At 61.7% G+C, this 22,845-nt stretch carries 11 protein-coding genes and 1 tRNA gene (1 of these 12 running past the window's edge); 2 read left to right on the plus strand and 10 right to left on the minus strand.

All coding sequences use genetic code 11. The features are described from left to right. The 8 genes from AC24GY_RS25935 to AC24GY_RS25970 form a co-directional block, all read right to left on the minus strand. On the minus strand, window positions 1-13,203 hold the 5' end (the start) of the coding sequence (locus tag AC24GY_RS25935; RefSeq protein ID WP_487688999.1) for an autotransporter-associated beta strand repeat-containing protein. The gene continues 14,085 nt to the left of window position 1, outside the view; 13,203 of the gene's 27,288 nt are visible here — the first part of the coding sequence; the start codon lies at window positions 13,201-13,203; the stop codon falls past the left edge of the window. A gap of 435 nt (window positions 13,204-13,638) precedes the next feature. Then, a tRNA-Leu gene (locus tag AC24GY_RS25940) sits at window positions 13,639-13,725 on the minus strand. Window positions 13,726-13,744: 19 nt separating this feature from the next. After that, window positions 13,745-14,392, minus strand: a complete 648-nt coding sequence (locus tag AC24GY_RS25945) for a hypothetical protein (RefSeq protein WP_487689001.1) — start codon at window positions 14,390-14,392, stop codon at window positions 13,745-13,747. A gap of 21 nt (window positions 14,393-14,413) precedes the next feature. Then, window positions 14,414-15,424 (minus strand): flotillin-like protein FloA, encoded by a 1,011-nt coding sequence (floA, locus tag AC24GY_RS25950; RefSeq protein ID WP_422316261.1) that lies wholly within the window; start codon window positions 15,422-15,424, stop codon window positions 14,414-14,416. Window positions 15,425-15,461: 37 nt separating this feature from the next. Continuing rightward, a complete protein-coding gene (locus AC24GY_RS25955; RefSeq protein WP_487689003.1) occupies window positions 15,462-15,932 on the minus strand; it encodes an NfeD family protein in 471 nt (156 codons plus the stop codon). A 69-nt stretch (window positions 15,933-16,001) separates the two neighbouring features. Continuing rightward, window positions 16,002-17,423 carry a transglutaminase-like domain-containing protein gene (locus AC24GY_RS25960; protein WP_422316265.1) on the minus strand — a complete coding sequence of 474 codons (1,422 nt, stop codon included), beginning with the start codon at window positions 17,421-17,423 and terminating at the stop codon, window positions 16,002-16,004. Between the two features lie 125 nt (window positions 17,424-17,548). After that, on the minus strand, window positions 17,549-17,968 hold the full coding sequence (locus AC24GY_RS25965; RefSeq protein WP_422316267.1) for a hypothetical protein: 420 nt from the start codon (window positions 17,966-17,968) through the stop codon (window positions 17,549-17,551). A gap of 69 nt (window positions 17,969-18,037) precedes the next feature. Beyond that, window positions 18,038-19,861 carry a sulfatase-like hydrolase/transferase gene (locus AC24GY_RS25970; protein WP_487689006.1) on the minus strand — a complete coding sequence of 608 codons (1,824 nt, stop codon included), beginning with the start codon at window positions 19,859-19,861 and terminating at the stop codon, window positions 18,038-18,040. Window positions 19,862-20,170: 309 nt separating this feature from the next. Here AC24GY_RS25970 and rpmE point away from each other — a divergent pair, with 309 nt between their 5' ends. Both rpmE and prfA read left to right on the plus strand, forming a co-directional pair. After that, window positions 20,171-20,443: a 50S ribosomal protein L31 gene (gene rpmE, locus AC24GY_RS25975; protein ID WP_487689008.1), complete on the plus strand. Its 273-nt coding sequence runs from the start codon at window positions 20,171-20,173 to the stop codon at window positions 20,441-20,443. Between the two features lie 96 nt (window positions 20,444-20,539). Then, complete coding sequence (gene prfA / locus AC24GY_RS25980; RefSeq protein ID WP_487689010.1) at window positions 20,540-21,619, plus strand: peptide chain release factor 1; 1,080 nt, start codon at window positions 20,540-20,542, stop codon at window positions 21,617-21,619. A gap of 24 nt (window positions 21,620-21,643) precedes the next feature. On the opposite strand, the gene AC24GY_RS25985 is transcribed toward prfA, so the two are convergent. Further along, window positions 21,644-22,243: a hypothetical protein gene (locus AC24GY_RS25985; RefSeq protein WP_487689012.1), complete on the minus strand. Its 600-nt coding sequence runs from the start codon at window positions 22,241-22,243 to the stop codon at window positions 21,644-21,646. A 46-nt stretch (window positions 22,244-22,289) separates the two neighbouring features. After that, the gene (locus AC24GY_RS25990; protein ID WP_487689014.1) at window positions 22,290-22,730 is read right to left on the minus strand and encodes a hypothetical protein; all 441 of its coding nucleotides are present in this window, start codon (window positions 22,728-22,730) and stop codon (window positions 22,290-22,292) included. Window positions 22,731-22,845 lie beyond the last annotated feature (115 nt).

Below are 22,845 nucleotides of genomic sequence, written 5' to 3' on the forward strand. Positions count from 1 at the left end.
GCCAAAGGTGGTGCTGCCGAGGCCGCTGGTCGAGTTGATGTAGTTCGTGCCGATGCTGGTGGCGGCCCCCAGTGTGACAATGCCTGCATAGCTGGCCGCCGTGGTGGAGGTATTGATCAATGCGCCGAGAGAGCTGACGGTGCCAGAGCCTGTGATCGTGCCGCTGCCGCCGTAGCCGACGCCGGTGATGGTCAGTGCGTTGGCATTGGCCACTGCGATGCCGTTCAAGTCGAGGACGGCACCGCTGGCTATGGTGAGCGTGTTGGATGCAGCGCCGAGGGCTCCGGCATTGCCAAGCTTGAGCGTGCCGAGTGCGATGCTGGTGTTGAAAACTTGGGATCCATTACCGGCATTGAGAGTCAGGGTGTTCGTGCCCTGTTTGGTCAGGGTTCTGCCGCTCCCTCCCACGATGGAGTTCAGCGTGAGGTCCCCATTGCCACCGACCGTGGAGCTGGAGCCCAGAGTGAGAGTACCACTCAAGCTCGCGGCGGTGGGGCTGCTGTTCCACAGCGCGCCGCTGGAGCCAGCGGCGAGAATGGCCGTCGGTGTCGCGGAAGCCGAGGGGATGAGAGCACCCGCGCCATTGATGGTCACATTGCCAGCCACTGCGCTCTGGCCATTGAGATCGAGCATGCCTGAGGCATTGAAGTAATAGGTGCCGGAGGCGCTCGTGGTCGCGGCCTGGGACAGGGTCACCGTGGTTCCGCTGATGGCGGTGATGTAGGTGCCGACGGGAATGCCTGCGCCGGAAACGGTCATGCCGACCTGCAGGGAGAGATTGCTGGCGGTGTCTGCGCCTGCCAGCGTGAGCGTGGTGGAACCGCTGGCGACGGCTGGCATGGAGGTCGTGGCGGTGTTGACGTTGCGAATGAGCGTGCCACCGAGGCTGGCCGTGGTTCCCGTGCTCAGGGCTGCGGCGTTGTTGAGCTGAACAAAGCCGGACTGAATGACGAGGTCACCGGTAAAGCCGGTGTTGCTGCCACCGAGGATCAATGTGCCGGTGCCAGCCTTGAACATGGCATTGGCCGCGCCTCCGCCGGCATGAGTGATGGTGCCGATCAAATTGAGCGTGCCCGCGCCCTGGCTGACGGTGTTGGTCGTGGCGATGACCACGCCGTTTCCAATCGTGATGTCTCCATCCACGCCGACCCATCCGGCACCGTGGATGCCGTTGGTGCCGTTGACGATGTTGAGCATCGAGTTGTTGTTCAAGACCATGGCCGCGCCCGAAGTCGGCGCGATCACAGCGCCCAACGGTGAAGCCAGCGTGTCGATAGTAGCCGAAGCGCCGGCGGCGAGGGTGTAGTTGTTGTTGATGATCGCCGCAAAGTTGTAGCTGTTGGCCGAAGTCGGTGCTGCCGCGGCATAATACAGATTGCTGGAGGAAATGGACTGGAAGCCGCCGGTGGAGCCTGCCACGGTATTGCCGACGCCATTCCCGGAGGTGTCAGCGCCTGCGTAGAGCAGACGGTAGGAGCCGGAGTTGGTGGCGTTGTAGGCGGTGTAAGTGATGGTGTGGTAGCCGCTGCTCAGAGTGATCTGACCGTTGCCCGTGGCCTCGGTGAGTCCGGCATGAGGTCCGAGGTCGCTGATGAGCAGCTGCCCGTCGATGTAAAGCACGCTGGCGTCATCCGAGGCGCTGCGGAAGGTGTAGGTGCCGGCCGTGTTGATCATCAGCAGACCTTGAAGCGTGATGATGCCGTTGGTGTTTGAGGCCGTGGTCGCGGTCGCACGGTTGTTCATGCCTGCGTCGTTGATCTGACTCACGGTGCCAGTGCCCGAGAAGCCGATGCCCGCCACGTTGACATTGAGAGCGCCCTGCGCGGCGGCCAGGCTGCTGTAGGCCGCATTCAAGCCACCGACTGAGTAGCCCGTCGGCGTGGAGGATGGTGCGGTTGCGGGAGCCTGAATCAGCAGCGGATAGTAGTTGCTGCCATTGTAGCTGGAAAGCTCGATGGGATTGGTGGCGACGGTGGTCGTTGTCCCCTGAGTCACGATGTCGGGGAAATACAGGGAGCCCAGACCGATGTTGATCGGCTTGTTTCCCGGCGTGTAGCCGTAGACGTAGGCGGTCGTGCCAGCCGCGACGTTGAAGCGAGGAGCGCCCGTGGTGTCGGTGACGTTTTGGAAGATAATCGAGTAGGCATTGGCGCTGGCGAGATTCAGCACCTGAGTGCCGCTCATGGTGAGCTGCGGAATTTTGATGGCGTTGCCGGTGCCGTTGCCGGAGACGGTCACGCCGATGCTGGAGGCATTGCTGACGAAGAGGTTCGCATAGTTGGAGTTCGGATTGACGGTGATGGACAGGCCCTGATAAACAATGAGGCCGCTGTTGCTGAGGCCATTGTTCTCAAGTGCGAGTGTGCCGTTGCTGGTAATGGTGACATTGGCATTGGCCAGAGGCAGTGGAGCATTGCCAGTGGCACCGCCAAGAACCATGACGCCTTCGTTGACGATGATGGAGCCGCCGAAGCTGTTGTTGTTGGTCAAAGCCAGGGTGCCGAGACCGGTCTTGATGATGCCCGAAGTTCCGCCGCCCGCGCCGCCGTTGTCTGTGATCACACCGCCCAGCGTGAGGAAACTGCCGGGCACATCCACATTGATGGTGGTGTTGCCGGAATTGAGGGTCAAGGAGCCGTTGAGCGTGAGACCGTTTGGCCCCTTGTAGCTGAGATCATTGCCACCCAGCACCAGCGCGTTGGAGATCACGTTGGTGGTTGCGGTCGAAGTCAGATAGGTGCCGGTGCCGATGGTAAAGGTGCCCGTGCCGAGAGGGCCGCTGATCACCGGACCGCCCAGGCCGGCGGTGATGCTACTGCCACCGAAGGCGATGCCGCCTGCGGAAAGGTTCACGCCGCCATCGAAGGTGCTGGCACCGCTCAATTGCAGCAGGCCGTTGCCCGCCTTGGTGATGCCGACGCCCGCGCCGGTGGTGCCGATGCCAACAATCGGCGAGGTGATGGAGAGCGCCGCCGTGAGCTGCGTGATCGTGCTGCCAGCAATCTGAACGGGGTTCACCGTGATGGTGTTGTTGCCCGCAGCCAGACCAAGGGATGCGACACTGATGATGGACACGGTGGCGGGATTGCTCGAACTCGCCGTGATGGGAGCGGAGCTGGACAGATTGAGCACGCTGATGGGGATGGTGGCGGCCGTGGTCACGGTGGGAGCGGCTTCACCGCCGTTGTTGTTGAACACGAGGCTGTTCAGCGTCTGCGTGCCGGCCAGATTCACCGTGGACCTGCCGATGATGGTCAGCGTGTTGCTGGAATCGATCTGGCCGCCGATGCCGACCGCACTACCGCCGGAAGCACTGACACCAACGTTCAGCGTGGTGGCGGCGACGCCGGTGGTGCTGCCCACGAGCGTGAGTCCGCCCCCGGGAATCACGATGGTTCCTGCTGTGGCGGCCGCGAGGTTTACGGTGCCCTGATTGATGATTGTGCCGCCGGTGTAAGTGTTTGCAGCAGTGAGCGTGAGGGTGCCCGTGCCTGCCTTGTTCAGGCGCGTCACACTCCCGAAGCCGTTGTCCTGAATGATGGAATTGATCACCATGTCGGAGACAAAGGTCAGGGTCTGCCCGCCGCTGGTGGAGAGGGCATTGTAGTTGATGGACAACTGGTTGCCATTCAGCACCTGGGTGATGTAAGAGCCGTTGGGAATGCCCGTGCCGCTGAGCGCCATGCCCGCAAAGAGGCCAGTGGTCGAAGCGACGGTGACCACATTGCTGTTGAGCACGGTGCCGGTTCCCGCGACGCCCGTACCGGTGACCGCATTGTTGGTATTGTATACCACGAGCTCGGTGATGCCCGAGGTGTCCGTGCCACCGGTGGTCAGGAAGCCGCGGGTGGCGGGCGTGCCGATCATGGTGGAGCCCACGCCGCTGTTGCTGTGAAGGAGCCCCCCCTTGATGATGTTGAGCACATCGTCCGCACTGGTGAAGGCCAGGTCATTCTCAGTGGCACCGGCAAAGCGCAGGTAGTCCGTGGTGGCCCCGCCTGAAGGCAGGGTGATCACTTGATTGATGCCGGCGATGCCGTTCAGAATGTTGGTCACATTGCCCGCGCCAAAGCCATTGAGCGTGCCGCCGGAGTAGGTGTTCAGCACATTGGCCCCGGCCACCGCCGTGGTGGTGGTGACGGTGCCGCCGGACATGTAGCCACCAGCGTAGCCCTGATAGCCGACGGTCCCGACCGCACCGATGCCCATGGATGGATTGTAGCCGGCCCAGGTGTCCGAATTGGCAATGGCCCAGGCACCGATGACGCCGGTGGCGGTGCTGTAACCGAGACTGGCGCTGTCGGTGACGAGGATGCGCGGGTTCGAGCCATCAGCTCCCAGCGTGGTGCCGATGAAGTTCAAGATGGCATTCGAAGTGCGCGTAATGCTGGCGAAACCCAAATCCGCATTCGTATAGACCCCCGTGCCACCGACCGCCACGGTGATGTTGTTGACGCCAGAAGCCGCCGTGAGCGCCCCCAGACTCTCTGCAGTGTAGGTGTTGGCACGTCCGGTGAGAAAGAGGTTGCCACCATTCATGAAGATCGACGCGGCATCGTTGACGCGGTCATTGTTGTTGATGAACAGGCCGGTGTTGTTGTTCAGGCTGAGGTTCGCATAGTTCAACGTGATGGAAGATGTGTTCGCAAGCGTGGCGTTGTCCTGGAGCGTGAGTCCGCCGCCGAGAATGATCGTGGCACCGTAGTAGTTGTTGGCCGAGAGCATCGTGGTCGTGCCGCCGTTGACACGGGCAAAGGTGATGGCATTGGCCACGCTGCCGGTGATGCTGCCTGCCCAGATGCTGGTGGTGGCGTTTGTGACCAGCAGGGCGGAACCGTTGCTGCTGGTGACTGTACCGCCGGCACCTGGAACCGCACCGCCGTTGCTGGTGAAGTTGCCAACGTATTGGACTGTGCCGTTCAGATCGAGCGTGGCTCCGTAGTTCACCGTCAGTGCGCCGCCGTTGTCGAACAAGGTGTTGTTCCCGGCTGAGAGCTTCGTGGTGCCGCCGTTGAGGATCGTGGCCCCGGTGTAGAACTGCCGGGCGGTGATGTTGAGGTTCCCGCTGAGTCCTTTGGTCAGGCCACCCGTGGCCACGCTGGCCACGGGGCTCGCGCTGTTCTGAAAGAAATTGGTGCCTGCCAGATTTTGATTGGTCATCAGAGTGCCGACGAGAGTGCCGCCAAGATTCAAGGTAGCGCCGCTGGCAACTTGAATGATGGCCTCTCCACCCGTCGTGCTGGGATTGACGGTGGTGGTGACGTTCACCGGCGCGAGCACGATGCGTGTGGCGTTCAGCGTGTTCGTGCCGCCGTTCACCAAAATGCCACCGCTGCTCAGGGTGAGTGAGAGATCGCTGGCCAGACCTGTCGCCGCATCGTTGCCCACCCCAACGGTGAGGCCGCTGCCATTGATGGAGAGCGCATTGAGGACGCGTCCACCCGGAGCACCCCCGGCGGAGTAGAGCGCATTGGTGGTGGTGCCAGATACCTGCAGCGTGACCGTCGGTGTGGCGATGAGGCTGGCGAGGGTGACATCTGTAGGCGTGCTGTAGTTCGTAAAGGTGGTGAGACCACTGGCGCCCATGGCGGCCCAGGAGGTGCCGCCGATGGTGATACGCGGAAGCAGTGAATTGGCGGAAGTGGTGATCGCTCCATAGGAAGGCACACCAAAAGTGATCGCGCTGCCGGAGGCCACGCCAGAGGCGGCCACGGCCTGGTTCAGCGTGACCGTGGTGCTGGTAAGGCTTGCAATCGTAGTGCCGTTCAAGATGCCGACACCCGTCACGGCCTGACCAGTGACAAGGCCGGTGGTCGAGGCAAAGGTGAGCGTGGTCCCTGTCACGGCGGCCGCGCTTGTATTCAACAAGCTGCCAAAGTTCACCTGATTGGTGGCAGTGCCGAGAGCCACATTGGAAGTGACGTCCAGCGTGCTGCCGGCGCTGGCGGTCAATGAGGAGAAGTTCAGCTTGGTCGTGCCGCCGTTGCTGGTGATGTTGATGGCGCTCTGGCCGCTGGCCCCCATGGTCAAGATGCCTGCGGTTGTGCCTGTCGTACCTTCGATGGATCCTGCGCTGTTGCCGATGAAGTTGAGCGTGCCACCGGCGAGCGTCAGCGCACGGTTGGCCAGGCGGTTGGTCAGAGCGGATCCGCTGTTGTCCAGCGTGAGTGTCGCGGAAGGATTCACGGTGATGGCGGAGGTGGCGCTCAGGGCTCCGGCCGCACCGCTGATGACTGTCGTGCCGCCGTTCAGCGTAGTCGCGCCGGTGTAGAGATTGGTCGCGGTCAGCGTCAGCGTGCCGGTGCCCGAATAGGCGAGAGCGTTGGCTCCCGTGCCTGCGTTATAAACCCCGCTGATCAGTGCATTGCCAGAACCGGCGATGATCAGTGTGGAGGCGGCGGTGTTGGTGATTCCGCCGGACAGAATCAAGGAGGAACCGCTGGCAATGTTGTTGGTCAGCACACGGCTGGCTCCCAGAGCCACGACACCGGCAAACTCAATGGAATTGCTCCCGGAGAGCACCGCCACCGAAGAGGCGATGGTCATTGGATTGACGATGGCATTGGCTCCCGTCAGCGCCAGAGATCCGGCGCTGAGTGTGCCTCCGGTAAAGGTGAAGGCGCCCGCTGCGGTGCCGAAGGGATTCTTGGCGTTCACGACGACGTTGCCCTGTGTCAAGCTCACCCCGCCGGTGTGTGCGTTGCTAGCGTTCAGAGTGACGTTGCCGAGGGTGTTGAAAGTCAGCAGTGAGGTATAGTTGGAAGGCAGTCCTGCATTGAAGATGGTGCTCCCCGTACCGCCGATGGTCAGCGCCGCACTGGCGGTGACGCTGAAGGGACCGCCGAAGGTGAGAGTGCCACTGGGGGCAATGTTGTTGAAGATGGAGCCTGCTGCGCCCAGGTTGATGATGGTCGTGCCGGTGAAGGCAATGGAGTTCAGGCCGTTGAAGGTGAAATTGATGCCGGAAGTGCCGGTGAGCGAAACGGTGCTGGCGATGGTGGTGCCGCCCGCGGTCAGCGTGAACATCCCGCCAGTGGCCCCCAAGGTCAGCAGAGTGCCGGCGCTCATTCCCAGCGGATTGGCGCTGGTGGCGGAGATGGTGCTCCAGCCGGGGCCAATGCCGAGGAAACCGTCAATGGCAGTCACGCCGCCGGTGAAGGTGTTGGCGGCATTCAGAATCCAGACACCGCCGTTTCCTTTGCTCACCGCGAGAGCGCCACCGTTGTCCGCCAGCACGGAGGTGATGATGTTGGCGTCACGGCTTTCGCCCGTCAGAGTCAGGGTCTTCGTACCAGTGCCAAGATTGACGACTTTGGTGATGTTCAAGGCTCCGCTGCCGCTGGAGTCGATGGTGTTGGTTCCGGTGGTCGTGTTGAGATTGATGGTGCGGGTGACCGTTTCGCCAGTGCCGACGTAGAGAAGATAACCGCCGGTGGTGGTGCCGTTGCCGAGGTTCAACTGGCCTGTGGCATCACCAAAGGAACTCGATGCGCCGCCTGCGCCGATGCTTTGAACCGCAAAGGCACCACCTCCGCTGATGGTGGTGTTGCCGGTGTAGGTGTTCGCCCCGTTGATGAGGAACATGGTGCTGGCGGGCGTGGACAAGGTCAGCGAGCTGCCGATGGCCCCGCTGATGTTACCGGCCAGCGTGTAGATGTCTGCGGCGGTGGTGGCGTTGTCCGTGACAGTGATGGTTCTGGAGCCACCATTAAGATCAATGGGGTTCAGAATGGTCGTGTCTGAGAGAGCGGTGGCGGAGCCCAGCATCAAGGTGCCGTTGGTGAAGCTGGAACTGCCAAAAGTCAGCGTCGAGAGTGTGGAAACGCCACCGATGGCAACGACAAGCGGTGAGCCTGATGCAGCAAAGCCGCCGTTGGAGGTGCCCGCCAGCCACTGCACCTGCCCGGCCCCGGTGCCGAGACTGCGGGTGAAAGTGCCGGAGGTTTCCAACACGCCGCCTGCCAATACCAGATTACTGTTGGCAGAAAGACTGCCCACATTGCCAAAGGTCAGGGCCGTACCGCTGGCCAGGGTGTTTGCGCTGCTCAGGCGGATCTGCAAGGGGCCGAGGATGCTGACAATCGTGGTGCCGGGGGCGATGCCGGAACCTGTAACCGTCTGGCCCACCACGAGTCCGGTCGTGCTGGCGAGATCAAGCACCGTGGAGGCGGTGGCATTGGAAATGGTGGTGGCGGTCGTGAGAGTGGAGCCTGCATCCTGAGCGCGCAGGGTGCCCGCCGAGATGGTGGTGGCACCGCTGTAGGTGTTGGCGGTGTTGCCGAGGATCCACAAGCCCGTGCCGGCCTTGGTCACGCTGAGCGCCGTGCTGTCGATGGTGTTGTTGATGAGCTTCAGATCGATTTCATTGTCTCCCGTGGAGGAGCCCTGCAGCGTCAGTGTCTTGGCTCCTGAAGTGGAAAAGGCGATGGAGCCGGTGTTGGTGAACCAGATGGCCGCGTGGTTCAGGTTGCCGGTGCCGACGGCGGAGTTCCCGAAGCCACCGGAGGAATCCAAAGCGCCATTGCCCGCCAGCGTGAACAGGCGGTTCGTCTGCACGGACGGTGCCTGGATGGTCGTGAGGAAGGAGCTGTTGTTTTGGCCCACATATTGAAGCACGCCCACCGCAGTGCCTGCGGAACTGCCGAGCACGAGGCTGGCGGCATTTCCCTGAGCGCTGCCGGTGCCGATGCTGCTGACGCTGCCGTAGTCCGCCAGCAGCGTCACGGCCAGAGTCCCCTGGGCGATGGTGGTCACGCCGCTGTAAGTGTTGTAGCCGATGCTGCCCAAGGTCTGACCGGTGGGAGTGGTGCTGGCGACTGCGCCGTTGAGAGGATTCAGATACTGGGTGCCCGAGCCGTTTTTGGTGACATTGAGCACACCGGCACCATCCTGGAGCAGGCCGGAGAAAGTGGCGCTGGCCGTGGTGGTGACGTTGTACGTGCCGATGTTCAGCGTGGATGCCGCGTTGCTGCCGCCACCGCTGTTGGTGATGGTGCCCGCACCGGTGAGCGCGCCGATCGTGATGGTATTGCCCGCGCCGGCGGCATTAAGATCCAGCACGGCATCCTGACGGACGGCGGTGATGTTCCCAACGGTGGTGATGGCGCCCAACGTGGCCGTAGCACCCGAAAGCTGCAGAGTGCCGGCGTCGATGTTGACGTTGCCGGTGAAGGCATTGGCCCCGCTGATGATCAGCTTGCCTGCGCCTGCTTTGGTGAGCGAACCTGCGCCGCTGCTGATGGCCGCACGGATGGTGAGGGTGTTGGCATTGGTGCTGCCACCGGTGTAGACGATGATTTCACTGCCTGCTCCGCCAAGAGTATTGGCGGCGGCACTCGCACCGATCGTTGCGGAGCCGGTGGAGTTGTCAAACAGCACGCCGCTGGTGCTGCCCGCCGTGCCGAGCGTCAGCACGCCGCCGAGCGTCAACGTGGTATTGCCGGAGATCTTGAGCGCATTGATCGTTTCCGCCGCCGTGGTGGTGACGCTGCCGCTGCTGAGCCAGTAGGTGCTGGTGGCGGTGGAGAGCGAGGCGGGCAGGCCGGCCACATAACCCGAGTAGGCTGAAACCACGTACGGCCCGGTGCCCGTGACGGTGGCAAAGTCCACCGCGCTCGTGGTGGGATTGGTGTAGTAGGCGAAGCCGTTGTTGGTGGTGAGACCGATGATGCCGTTGACCAGTGTGGGCGATGTGGTGAACCGGATGGAGGTGTCAGCGCCGGGACTGAAGTTCAGCACCGCACCCGCACCGCGCGCGCCGATGGGGGTGGCACTGCCAAAGGTGAGCGTGGGCGTGCCACCATTGGCCGTGGTGATGATGTTCCCCTGCCCTGCGGTGGGGATGAGCTGCCCGACGGTCATCGCCGTGGTGCCTGCATCGGCTGATCCGAGCATTTGGAAAGTTCCGCCAGCATAGCCGTTTCCTGTCAGCACATCCGTGGAGAACACCAGGTTGTTGCTGCTGGTCAGCGGTGCAGAGCCGCTGCCACTGGCGGCGGTGGGCTGGACCTGCAACGTGCCTCCGGCCACCGTGACCGTGCCGCTGAAACTCTGCGCCACACCGGCCGCCCCAACACTGCCGAAGTAGAGCGTTCTGCCCGCGCCAATGGTGGCGGCGAGGGTGTTGTTGAGCACGATGTTGTTGCCGTAGATGGCCGTGATGATCGTCCCGGCAGGCACATTGGTTCCTGTCACGCTTTGTCCCACGACCAAGCCCGAAGCATTGGTCAAGGTGACCACATTGGTATTGACGGCGCCGTTGAAGGTCAGCGCGGTGGAGGCGGTGATGATGGCCGTTGTCGGGGCACTGAGCGTGATGGTGTTGGTGGTGCTGTTGATCGCGGTGATGGAAGCGCCCGCCGGAAGTCCGGCACCTGCGGTGACGACCATCCCCACATTGAGCCCCGCCGTGCTGGCCAGCGTGATCGTGGTGCTGCCAGAAGCCGTGGCGCCGCTGGTGGTGATGGTGGGAATGGTGGACGCCGATGAGGCCTCTCCACCAAAGACGATCGAGGCACCGCTGGCGATGGATCCGGAAGTGCCCACGCTCAGCGTGACCGTGTTGGTGGTCAGCGCACTGATATAAGTCCCCGCAGCGATGCCGGTGCCGAAAACCTGCTGCCCGACCGCCAGCCCGGTGGTGCTGGCAAAATTAAGCACCGTTCCGCCGCTGGAGGTGGTGTTGTTGGTGGCCACCGTGGCACCTGCAGCGACCGCAGCGGCCACATAGGAGGAGGCCGTGGGCGCATAGAGCCAGGTGCCGGAGCCGCCCTTGATCAATGATGTCCGGTTGGCCGCGAGAGTGCCGTTGTCCAGAATGACGCCGGTGATCTGATTGATCACCGCAGGAGTGTTGAGGGTGTTGTTGTAGCCTTCGAGGTAGAGCGTCTTGGCTCCCGCTCCCGGAGCGGCGATGTTGCTGGTGAGCACGAGTGCCGTGGCGCCCGTGTTTGCCGCTGCCTGCTGCTGATTGGCAAACAGGACCGCGCCGCCTGTCGTGCCTGAGAGCAGGACGGCCTTGTTGGAAGTTTCCCCGGCACCGCCTGCGGCTGATCCCAGATAATTCAGAATGCCGTTGGTGCTGGTGCTGCCGATCTGGATGCCGCCGCTGCCTGTGCCCGTGGTGGTGTTGACGTTGAGCGCGCTCAGCGCATTGACGTATACGCTGCCGTTGGTGATGTTAAACGCGCCGACGTTGGTGGAGGCGGTGCCTTGAATGGCCAGTGCACCGTACCCGGCCTTGGACCAGATCTGATCCACATTGCCCACGGAGCTCATCAGATTGCCCGTCAGCAGAACATCACCATTGGCAGTGATGGTGTAGGTGCGGGTGGCTGAGCTGTCCTGGGAGAGGAAACTGGTGTTCAGGGTGAGCAAGCCGTTGAGGTTGCTGGTATAGCTGTGGTTGTTGCCTGTCGTGGCAGAGAAGCCGTAAGCGATCGTCCCACCGGATCCGATCGTGATTCCATAGCCGTCATTGCCGTTGAAAGTGGTGACGAGCGCGCTGGTGGATGTCAGTGCTTCATTGAGACCTGGTGAGATGACGCCGTTCACACTAGCGCCACCAAGGGTGACGGTTTGATTGATGCCCACGCCGCCCACGGCGCGACCTGCATAGATAGCGGTGCCTGAGGCACTGACATAGGAAACTGTCTTCTTCGAGAAATCCGTGTTGCCTGGGTCCACGCGCAGCTCGTAGGTGCCGGCATAGGAATACATGGATTTGTTGTCAACGGCGGCGCCCAAGGCACCCGGGGAGTAGGCGCGCAGAAACGAGCCTGTCACTTCCACCGCACCGAGGAAGTTGTTGTAGGGATTGGCCAGGGTCACCTGCCCGAGCAGGCCACCACCGCTCCAGCGGTAGAAAGAAAGCGCGCCCACCGCCCCCCCGGTCACGAAACCGTTGAAGAGGAAATTGCCGTAACCATTGACCATCAGGTCAGTGCTGCCTGCAATGTTGATGGTGGACGTATTGCTAAACGTCATGGTGCCGGCGACAGACCCCACACGCGTCTCAGTGTTCGACGCCGAGGTGAAGATGCCGCTGTAAGTGTTGTTGCCGATGTTTACCAACGCATAACCGGCGCTGTTGTTCGCACCGCTGATGCCGTAGCCGGCCACACTGAGATTGCGGGTAAAGTTCATGCCGGTGGTGCCGCCCTGAACCACCAGCGCACCGCCAGCCAGTGAGCTGTTCAATCCTGAAACCGTGATCGTGGTGGTGGAAGCCCCGAGCTGCCCCATGTTGCTGACGACCAGGGTGCCGCCGAGGACGTTGGTAAAGCCAGTGTAGCTGTTGTTGTTGTTGGTCAGGTAAACCACGCCACCTCCCGTGAGCGCGATGGAACCGCTGCCGGACAGCAGGCCGGCAAAGGTGTTCCATGAGCTGGAGTTGGCGATGTTGGCATTCACTGAATAACCGCCCACCGCCGAGGTGAGCGCGCCACCGAGCGTGAGCACTGCGCCATTGCCGAGCACCACATTGCCCCCCAGAGCACCGCCGCCAGAGAGAGAGCCCACGGATTGATTGAAGCCATTGAGATCCAGCGTGGCTCCGGCAACATTGGCCAGCGACAGCGCCGAGCCCGAACTGAGAGCGTAGGCGCTTCCTGCTTTCAAAGTACCCGCCAGTATGCTGGTGGCTCCTGTGTAGGAATTGATACCAGAAAGTGTCACGATGCCCGCACCCGAACTGTTGACGGTGAGACCACCCGTTCCGCTGATGCCACCGCTGAGCGTCATGCCCCCGGTGGATGTGTTGGCGAGAGTGAGCAGATTGCCGCCGTTGCTGAGGCTCCCCACCACGGAGAGCAGACCGCTGGAGCTGTTGGTGAATGATCCGGCGGCCCCCAGCGCCAAAGTCAGATTGCTGTCTCCGATCGTGATCGTCCCGCTTGAGGACCCCACCACAATCCCACCTGCTCCAAGAGTGAGCACCTGCGCCGAGCCGTTGCTGCCCAGCGTGTAACCGGGCGCATCAAAGCTCAGCCCGTCGGCGGTGATTCCTGTGGCCAAGGTGACCAGACCACCCGTGCCCTGAAAGGACGCCGTGTTGCCACCGTCATTCGTCCAGAGGTCGTCGGCTCCGCCGGTCAGCCAGCTGGGAGTGGACAGGTCCCAGGTGCCGTCACCGCCGCTGCCCGTCAGATCTTGAGCGGGATCCCAAACGAAGATCGCTGCGTTCAATGGAACTGGCAGCGTCATGAGAGGAATCAGCAAGCACAGGCAGATGCCAGTCAAACGAGCCAGTGGAGATAGACGTGCATCCAAAGGTCTTGGACGGTGCAAATCACCTCTTTTCTTGAACAGTGTTAAGCCGTGCAAGGCATGAGCATGCCAGGAAAAAACAGAAGAGAAGCGCTTCATAGTGGGGGGACGAGCGCCTCTCACCTCAGCATAGGCTGATCCAATCCCCGGTTCTCCAAGACCCCGAATTCCGCTAATTAGACGCTATTTGTGCACCTTGGTACTTTTGTGCCTTTTTGCAATTCGCCTGTGCACCCGTGCCAATTCTTCAGAACACGCGTGGGCCTTATTTATGGAAACCGGGGGAGGAATTTTAGCCTCTGGTCCGAATGAGTGCAGATCATCTTGCCCCCCTTGGGTCGCTCCCCGCACACCTCAGCCTCTCTTCTTTGATGGTACCGGCGGTCGGACTCGAACCGACACATCCTCACGGATACAAGATTTTGAGTCTAGCGCGTCTACCAATTTCACCACGCCGGCCTTTCTCAAAGAAGGATCCTTAGATAGCTAAATCGCGGGAGGATTGCAAGGCTTTTGGCGGACCAAGTATCTCTTGCATCAAAATTGCCTGCCGCATGAGCGCGGGATCCTGGCGAAGCTGACGCAAGCTGGCCAGAATGGACCCGGCGGGAGCGGCGGGCTTGGACAGGACAACTGCAGGCGGTTCAGCCGTCACAGCGGGAGTTTTGACGGCGGCCACCGTGGGCACTTCCACGGGTGCTGCAGTGCGGGCGGGCTGCTGCGGATGCTGGCGTTGGGGCTGCTGACGCTGGGCCGGCAGGGGGGGCGCTGGGCGCTGAGGCTGCTGGCGTTGCGCCGGGGGGGGCTGTCGGCGGGGCTGCGCTGGTGCCTGGCTGGATTTGGCCACGTCCTGGAGCTCTTTCCATGCCTTGCGCAGTTCATCCCAGGCGGACGGCGCCGCCACGGGTGCAGGGCGTGGCGGAGCAGCCGATGACTGCCCGGTCTGCTTGCGCCAGGCGGCTTCGCGCAGGCGCTGCTCTTCGGGGTCGGGTGGCGGCGCTGGCACCGCCCCGGTCTTCTGCTGCCAGGTCTCCCACAGCCATTTCACGAAGCCCGCCAAGACCGCGATGACAATGATCGCCACCTGGAAAGGATCGACATCGCTGCTCAGCAGTAGTGGATGCATGGTCAAAAAGCGCCTGCGGGGTTATTTGGCGCCGGAGGATTCCCCGGCGATCTTGCTGCGCATGTCCGTGTCAGCGAGCACGTTTTTGTACTTGGCGTAGTCCATGACGCCGAGCTGGCCATTGCGGAAGGCTTCTGCGATGGCCAGCGGCACCTGGGCTTCGGCTTCCACCACGCGTGCGCGCATTTCCTGGGTGCGGGCGGACATTTCCTGCTCCAGCGCCACGGCGGCGGCGCGGCGCATTTCGGCCATGGCCTGCGCGATCTTCTTGTCGGCCTCGGCCTGCTCGGTCTGGAGCTTGGCACCGACGTTTTCGCCCACGTCGATGTCGGCAATGTCGATGGAAAGGATTTCAAAGGCCGTGCCGGCGTCCACGCCTTTGTGCAGCACGAGCTTGGAGATGGCGTCAGGATTTTCGAGAACGTCCTTATAAGAGGACGAGGAGCCAATGCAGGTGACGATGCCCTCACCCACACGGGCGATGACGGTCTCCTCCGTGGCACCACCGACGAAGCGGTCGAGGTTCGTACGCACGGTTACTCGCGCACGGACGCGCAGGGAGATGCCGTCCTTGGCAACAGCGTCGATCTTGCCGCCGCGGCCCATGTCGGGATGCGGGCAGTCGATGACCTTCGGATTGATGCTGGTGCGCACGGCTTCGAGCACCGTTTTACTGGTGCCTTTACAAGCGAGGTCGATGGCACAGGCGCGGTTGAAATCGAGCGGGATGCCGGCCTTGTCGGAGGCGATCAAGGAGAGCACCACATGCGTCACTTCACCACCGGCCAGAAAGTGCGCTTCCAGCTGGTCCGTGCCGATGGGGATGCCGGCCTTGGCAGCCGTGATGCGGGTATCGACGATCAAGGCATTCGGCACGCCCCGCAGCCACATGGCCAGCAGTGTGGGAAAACTGACCGGCGCATTGGCGATGCGGGCACGAAGCCAGAGATTGAAAAACTTCGCAACCATCAGGAACAGGACAAGCGCGACGATGATGACAGCGCCGATGAGGAATATTTCGAGAGTGGACATGAGCGGGTGGTATGAGGGTTAAAGACAAAAGAATGTTTCAGACGATGCGGACCAGGAGATTGCCGGGTTCGGCAGCGATCACCTCCACACGAGTGCCGGCGGCGGCGAGGCCGTTCTGGCAACGCACCTCGTAGCGCTGGCCGTCAATTTCAGCACGGCCCAGCGGGCGAAGCTCCGTGAGCGCCACTCCCTGGCTGCCTGGAGCAGCTCCGGCGGGAGGCGGGGTGTCAATGCTCGTGGTGAGGGTCAGGGCACGGCGGAAAAACTTCACGGCAAACCAGCGCAGCCAGACGATCAAGACCGCCATGGCAAACACCACGATGCCCAGCGCAAGCGCCACACGCTGGTTGGAAGTCCAGCCGATCAGCTCTTCTGACATCAAGGCAAGCCAGATGGCGGTGAATATGGCAATGGTGCCTAGGATGCCAGCCACCCAGCCGGGCAGGAAGGTTTCCAGCATGATGAGCAGGATGCCGAACAGCGTAAGGATGGCAATACTGGCGAGCATGAGAACATGATGCTGGATGCGTCATGACAGGGCGTCAACTTATGATGACAGCCAGCGCTCCAGATTGGCTCAGGGCGTGCGCTTCGGCACCATGGACTGCCGCCAGTCTTTGGCCCCCACAGGAATATCCCCCATGTTGAGAAACGTGGGGGATGCGGGGCTGGCGAAGGTCGTGCGCGCGAGGCGGGTGGCATCGGCTGAAGTGGCAGGGTCGAGAATATTCTGCCCCTGTTTACCCCTGCCAAGCGGGGCCCGCGCCAGGATCGGATCGCCGCCCAGTTCGGCACGGGGTTCCACCCGCGTCCAGGTGTTCGCAGACCAGTAGTCGCCCTTCCAAGAACGGCTGGCACTGGTGGGCACATAGATGGCAAAGCGGTCAATCAGCACCTCAGGCACGTAACGGCTGCCCACGCGGCTGGCGAGCGGTGGATCGCTCGGATCCGGACGGCTTTCCGTCGATTCCAGCAGGTACTCTTTGTCCTCGATCTTCACCACGCACCAGGCATGCCCGCCGAGATCGCCATAGCGGCCCAAAGCCACCCGCACTTGGAAACCGCGGGACATCAGCCAATCGGCCAGGAAGATGGAAGAATCCTCGCAGTCGCCACGCTGCAGGCGCTGAGTTTCATCTGCAAACTGCCAGCAGTCCGTCTGCTCCGGCTTGGCAAAGCTGCTGCCCGCCTTGGCTCCGGGGTCGTTGGTGTAACGGCAATTCGAGTGGACGGCGGACCAGATGGTGAAGAGTTGCTGCACGCGCGACTGGTTTTTCGCAAACGCCGCCGGGGGTGCGTAACCCGTCAGGAACTCGTTCACATAGTGAAAGCGGCCCGCGCTGTCCGCCGCGATCACGGCGTACTTGCGGTGGCACTTCGGGCACTCGAGGGCCATGCTGCGCTGCGCCCGTGAGAGCTTCATGAAGTGCGGCTGCTTGCAATGGACGCAGGTGCTGAAAAACGGCTCATCGCCGGACTGGGTCAGTTCCTCAGGCGTGAAATCACGCAGCCGCTGGCCCAGCACGAGCAGCGCCTCATGCATCAGTCCGCTGGCGCGTGGCCGCAGGGCGATGGCCATGTGCGTCATCTCCGGCTGCGAACGATGCGAATGCTCATGAAAGCGCTGCAGCAGGTCGCGCAGGCTCGGACTGCTGGCAGAACAGACCCAGACGCGGTAGTAGCGTGGCATCCCCTCCTGCACCAGCTCGGTGACTTTATCGAGGTTGGTCGTGTCGATTTTTGGAAACTCCCGGGCCAGCCAGGCCTCCATTTCAGGATCCACCCGCAGGGTCGGCGTTTTCTCCGCCATGCGCGAATAGTTGAACTGATCCACCAGATCGAGGCGGAACTTGGCAGCGCTGTACTGCGAGCCGGGGCTCGTCATCAGTTCCCCCAACCGCATTTCCCAGCCATTCAGCCAGCCCTCCTTCACTGCGACGATCCCCCCCGCCAGCAAGACGGCGGAGGCGACTGACCATGTGATGAGGCGACTGTTCATAAACGCCTCGAATTATAGTTTTTATAACGTTGCGCGCAACGAAAACCCGGCGCTAAGACAAAGTACTTACGTTTGAATCCTCCAATTGCGGGGGGGGGGGACAGGCAGGTCAGAACACGCGGAAATCACTTTTTCACCTGAAAAGGAATCTTGGGCGAGTAGGGCCACAGCTTTGGTGCGCTGACTCCCACGGCTGCAAACAGCGTGCTTGGCTTTTCCTCCAGGATTTCACCCACGTCGCCAAACCAGGCGGCCTGCGGATTCCCTGCGAGATTGGAAACGAAAATGCCCCCGCGCTCACCACGGCCCAGCAAGACCCCCTTGGTGCGCAGGAGTGCTGGAGCCAGGTAGTAGGTGCCCTTCTCGGAGACGACCTCCGCCGTGTACACTCCGGCTGGGAACTCCACCCTGCCCTGCCCGCATTCGCGCACTTCATTCGGCCCGACCACAATCCCTGAATTACTTTTAGGTGCCGGGGCGACGGAGCCGCAGGCAGCCAGGAGCAACGGAGCAAGAGCGAGGAAAAAAGCGCGGAACAATTTCATGAAGAGGTTGGGTTGAGAGAATTATCCTTGGTTGGAGCCATACGTCCACATCAGGATTCATGCCATGAATCACTTTGTCTTCAGGGTCAGCGTCACGCGCCGCACTTCCATGACGGTCTGCCCGGGAATCTCCAACGCGTGCAAATTGAGCAGCCCGCGCTTGGCCGGCAGCTTGATCGCACCCAGTGACAGGCTGTGGAAATCGCGCATGTAGCTCTCGCCTTTGCGTGGGGCACGGTCTTGATCGTCCAGCAGGCGCGAAAACCAGCCGGGGGTCACTTTGCCGGTGGTTTTGGCGGTGTCGAAGCTGAGTTCCACGGTTGATCCGGCATCAGCCTCCGGGCAGGCGTAGTCGATGGTCACTTCATACTCGCCCGCCGTGTGCACGTCGATGTCCCAGGTCATGGCATCTTCCTTCGTCTTCCAGTTCACGAAGTAGGAGCAGTTCGGCGCATTCGAGCTGCGCTTCACCCCGCCCTGCGGAATGCCATCGCGGGCCTCCAGCATGGTGATGGGAAATTCGGTGTAGCCCACGGGGTAAGGCCGGTCATCCGCGAAGGGTTCCGCGCCCGGATTTTTCCCCTTGGCCTTCCCCTGCCCCTTGCCTTTACCACCGGCAGGAGCGGGAACGTAGGGTTTCCCAAAGACCTCCTGATGCCAGGCCGTCGCCTTGGCCGCCAGCTCAGCGGCGATCTGCGGCTGCTCCGCAGTGATGTCCTTGGTCTGGTTCGGATCTACCACCATGTCAAACAGCACGCCGCTCGCATCCAGGCGATGGGTCTCCGAACGCACGCTGAGCTTGCCGCCGTTGTAATTCATGAGCTCGCGCGGCCCGCGCTTCCACTCGCCCCCCAGCAGCAGGTTTGATAAATCCCAGCCGTCCAGCGGCTTGGTGCTCACGGGTTTCACGCCTGCGAGTGCCGTCAGCGTCGGCAGCAGGTCGATCGCCCCTGCGATGCGTGTGATCGTGCTGCCTTCCTTGATCTTTCCCGGCCAGCGCATGAAGAGCACCGAGCGCACCCCGCCTTCATCCGTGACGCCCTTTTTCCCCTTCATGCCGCCATTCCAGCGAGCGCTGTTGGGGCCGTTGTCGCTGAAATAGACCACGATGGTGTTCTCCCTCAGCTTCAAATCATCCAGCTTCTTCAGCACCCGCCCCACGTTCAGGTCGATGTTGTCCATCATCGCCAGCACGGTGCGGCTCACGGCGAGGTCTTCCTTTTCACCTTCGGCGCCACGCATCGACACCGGCGAGTCTTTGAACTTGTTCCAATGCTCGTCCGGCACGCTGAAAGGCGAGTGCGGCGTCGTCAGCGGGATGTAGCAAAAGAACGGCTTTTCCTTGTTGGTTTCGATGAACTCCATCGCCTTCCCCACCAGCACATCCACGATGAACCCTTTGGCGCGAAACATCTTCCCATTGTGCTCCAGCGGCGGGTCAAAGTACTCGCCCCAGTGCCCCGCGGTGTAGCCCACGTATTCCTGGAACCCACGCGCATTCGGGTGGTAGGGCCACTGACTGCCATTGTGCCATTTCCCGAACGCCCCCGTCGCATACCCTGAAGCCAGAAAGGCGTCCGCGATGGTCTTCTCATCCGCGTTCAGCCGCTCCAGCCCCGTGGACACCCCCTTCACACCGCCGCGTGAATGGTAGCGCCCCGTGAGAAACTCGCCCCGCGTAGGCGCGCACAGCGCACAGACGAAATATCGGTCAAACCGCGCCCCCGACCGCGCCAGCGAATCGATGTTCGGCGTTTTGAGATTCGTGTTCCCATTGATCGAATAATCCCCCCACCCCGAATCATCCGCCAGCATCACCACCACATTCGGCCCCGCCGCATGTAGTTGGGTGCAAACAACGAGAGCGAGGAGGAGACAAAGTCGGTGGATCATGGTGTGCGCGGTAACGCAGCCAAGGGAGTGATGCTATCAGCGGGTTGAATGCGCCATGAGCCGCATTCGGGCGTCACAGCTCTCGCCAACACCATTCTGTACTGGGAGCGCCGTTTTTTAAACGGCTCCGGGTAGCTCCGCCACACGAACAAACTCCGCCCTTCTACGTTCGCCAAGCCCCATCCGTCGCCCTATTTCCTCCTTTACTCCCCCCTTGACCATCCCTCAATTTCCACTAATCTGCCCGTCCCCACGCTCCGGCGAAAGCTGCATTCCGCGCCTCGCCTGACCACGTGGTTCCCCACCACCATGAAAGAAAACATCCATCCCAAGACCACCGAGACGACGATCACCTGCACCTGCGGTGCCGTGTACAACACGATCTCGACCGTGCCAAACCTCCGTATCGGCATCTGCTCCGCCTGCCACCCGTATTTCACCGGTGAACAGCGCTTCATTGATACCGCCGGTCGTGTGGACAAGTTCGCCCAGCGCTACGGTTCCGTCCGCGCCCGCCGCACCGCTCCGAAGCTCGAAGCCGCCGCTCCTGCTGCTGCCGCCGAAGCTCCAGCCGAAGCGTAGCTCACAGCCCCCTCCTTTTAGTCAAACGGTGTCCATGCCTCGTGCTGGGCACCGTTTTCTTTTTGTCTCTGCTCCCTCCCCTCTCTTTCCCCCCACATGGACTACTCAGGCGTCATCGCCGGCAAACGCACCCGCTTCGCGGATCTCGAAGACATCATCGGCCGCCCGAATTTCTACGACGATGCCAAGAAGGCGGGCGACATGCTGCGCGAACACCGCAGCCTGCAAAACCTGCTGAACTCATGGGATGCGTTTGAGAAAACCCAGGTGGAACTGGCCGAGAGCCGCGTGATGGCCAAATCCCAGGAGGACAAGGAATTCGCCGAGATGGCCGCTGCAGAAATCCCCGTGCTGGAGCAGCGCCTCGTCGATCTCGAAAAGGCCATCCAGGAATCCATCCTGCCGCCCGATCCGCTCGAAGGCCGCGACATCATTCTCGAAATCCGCGCCGGCACCGGCGGTGATGAAGCCTCCCTGTTTGCCGCCGATCTGCTGCGCATGTACACGCGCTTTGCGGAAGGCCGTGGGTGGAAGATCGAATCCCTCGACACCAGCCCCTCCGAAGTCGGCGGATTCAAGGAAGTCATCGTCAAGATCAGCGGTGAAGACGTGTACCGCGTGATGAAATACGAAAGCGGTGTGCACCGCGTGCAGCGCGTGCCGGCCACCGAAGCGCAGGGCCGCATCCACACCTCAGCCGCCACCGTGGCCGTGATGCCCGAGGCCGAGGAAGTCGATTTCGAACTCAAGTCTGATGAAGTCCGCATCGAAGTCTGCCGCTCCTCCGGCGCAGGCGGTCAGGGCGTGAACACCACGGACTCCGCCGTGCAGGTGCTGCACATTCCCACCGGCACCATCGTCCGCTGTCAGGACGGCCGCAGCCAGATCAAGAACAAGGAAAAAGCCCTCAGCATTCTGCGCTCACGCCTGCTGGAAAAGAAGCAGCAGGAAGAAGCCGCCAAGTACTCCGCCAACCGCAAAAACCTCATCGGCAGCGGCGGGCGGGAAGAAAAAATCCGCACCTACAACTACCCGCAGAACCGCGTCACCGATCACCGCATCGAGCTCACGCTCTACAACCTCGATCAGTTCATGGAAGGCCGCATCGAAGGCATCCTGCAGGCCTTGCTGGCCAGTGATCTGAAGGAGCGTCTGGCTGAGGCTGGGCTGTCTTGATAGCGACAGGCGCTCAAACTCTGATCAGGAAACCCAGCTCTCGAAGGCTTCTTCGATGAGCTTGGGGCCGTCTGCGGTGAAGGCCCACAGGTGAAGCCCGCCCCGGGCAAACAGCGGCCCCATGGTGGAGCAGTCATAGTGCACGCCGATGGGGGTGTCCGCGTCCAGGTTAAACCGCTCGCGCAGCGCCGTGAAATCCACGCCTTGCTCACCTTCCTCCAAGAAGCGCGACTGCAGCACGCAGTGGCACACATACTCAGGGTCAGGGTTGATCGCCATGCAGAAGTCAAAATCCTTCTTCCGGACATAGACCAACCTTCCGCTGGTATCCCGGATGATCTCCCGGGCGGCCACCAAGCCAGGCTCGTCCATGACAAAAACGACGATGGGTTCCTTGTCCTCCGGTCTTTCATCCGGGGGGCGCAGGTCCGCATAAACATTCCGCTCCAGAATGAGCTGAGGCCCCCAGTTGTCGAGCCAGTTCAAAAGGTGCCCGCCGAGAATGCGGCACTGCATCTCCTGCAACGGCGTGAGGCTCTGCCGTGCAGGGATCGGCTCTTTCTCGAAACACTCCTTCAGGAGATCCCGCAATTCTTTCGCCCAAATTTCTTTGTAGGTGCTCATGAGAAATGGATTTTTTGCCTGCTTTACCTTCCCGGCTGCCAGCCCTTCAGCGCCCGTAGTGTGGCACCGCTGGCAGCGTGCGCGAATAATTCAACACCCCGGTTCCAACAGCTGGGCGGAAGACAAAGCCGTCCACCGCATGCTTGTGAGAAAACCATGCGGACTTGGGATGAAACGGAGCCACCGGCAGATCGATGTATTTCCCCTGCTCCACGCCATCAGTCACGCGCTGGACGACGACGAGATTTCCCCGGTGCGTGCAGACCTTCAGTGGATTGAGGCGCTGGATGCCCGGATCCCAATAAGCGGGCGGGACTTCTCGCTGCAATCTCTCACGATGCTTCAGCACTGCCGCATCGTAGCTGGCCAGAGTTCTCCACGCATCCCGCTGAAGTCCTTTGTGAAAGGTTGAGCCCGGATCTGCATGCGGCTCCTGCATGCAACTGCTTAAAAAGACCAGCAGCGCCGTCATGATGACCGCAGTCATCCGAGGCAGCAGAGCATTGCGTGAAGGAATCTCATTCATCATTCACATTCAGCATTGCCCCTTGAACATTCAACCTTCTTCTGGACTGCGCCATTGAAGAAATGGCTGGCTTTGG

The sequence above is a fragment of the Prosthecobacter sp. Pr1 genome (assembly GCF_057652315.1).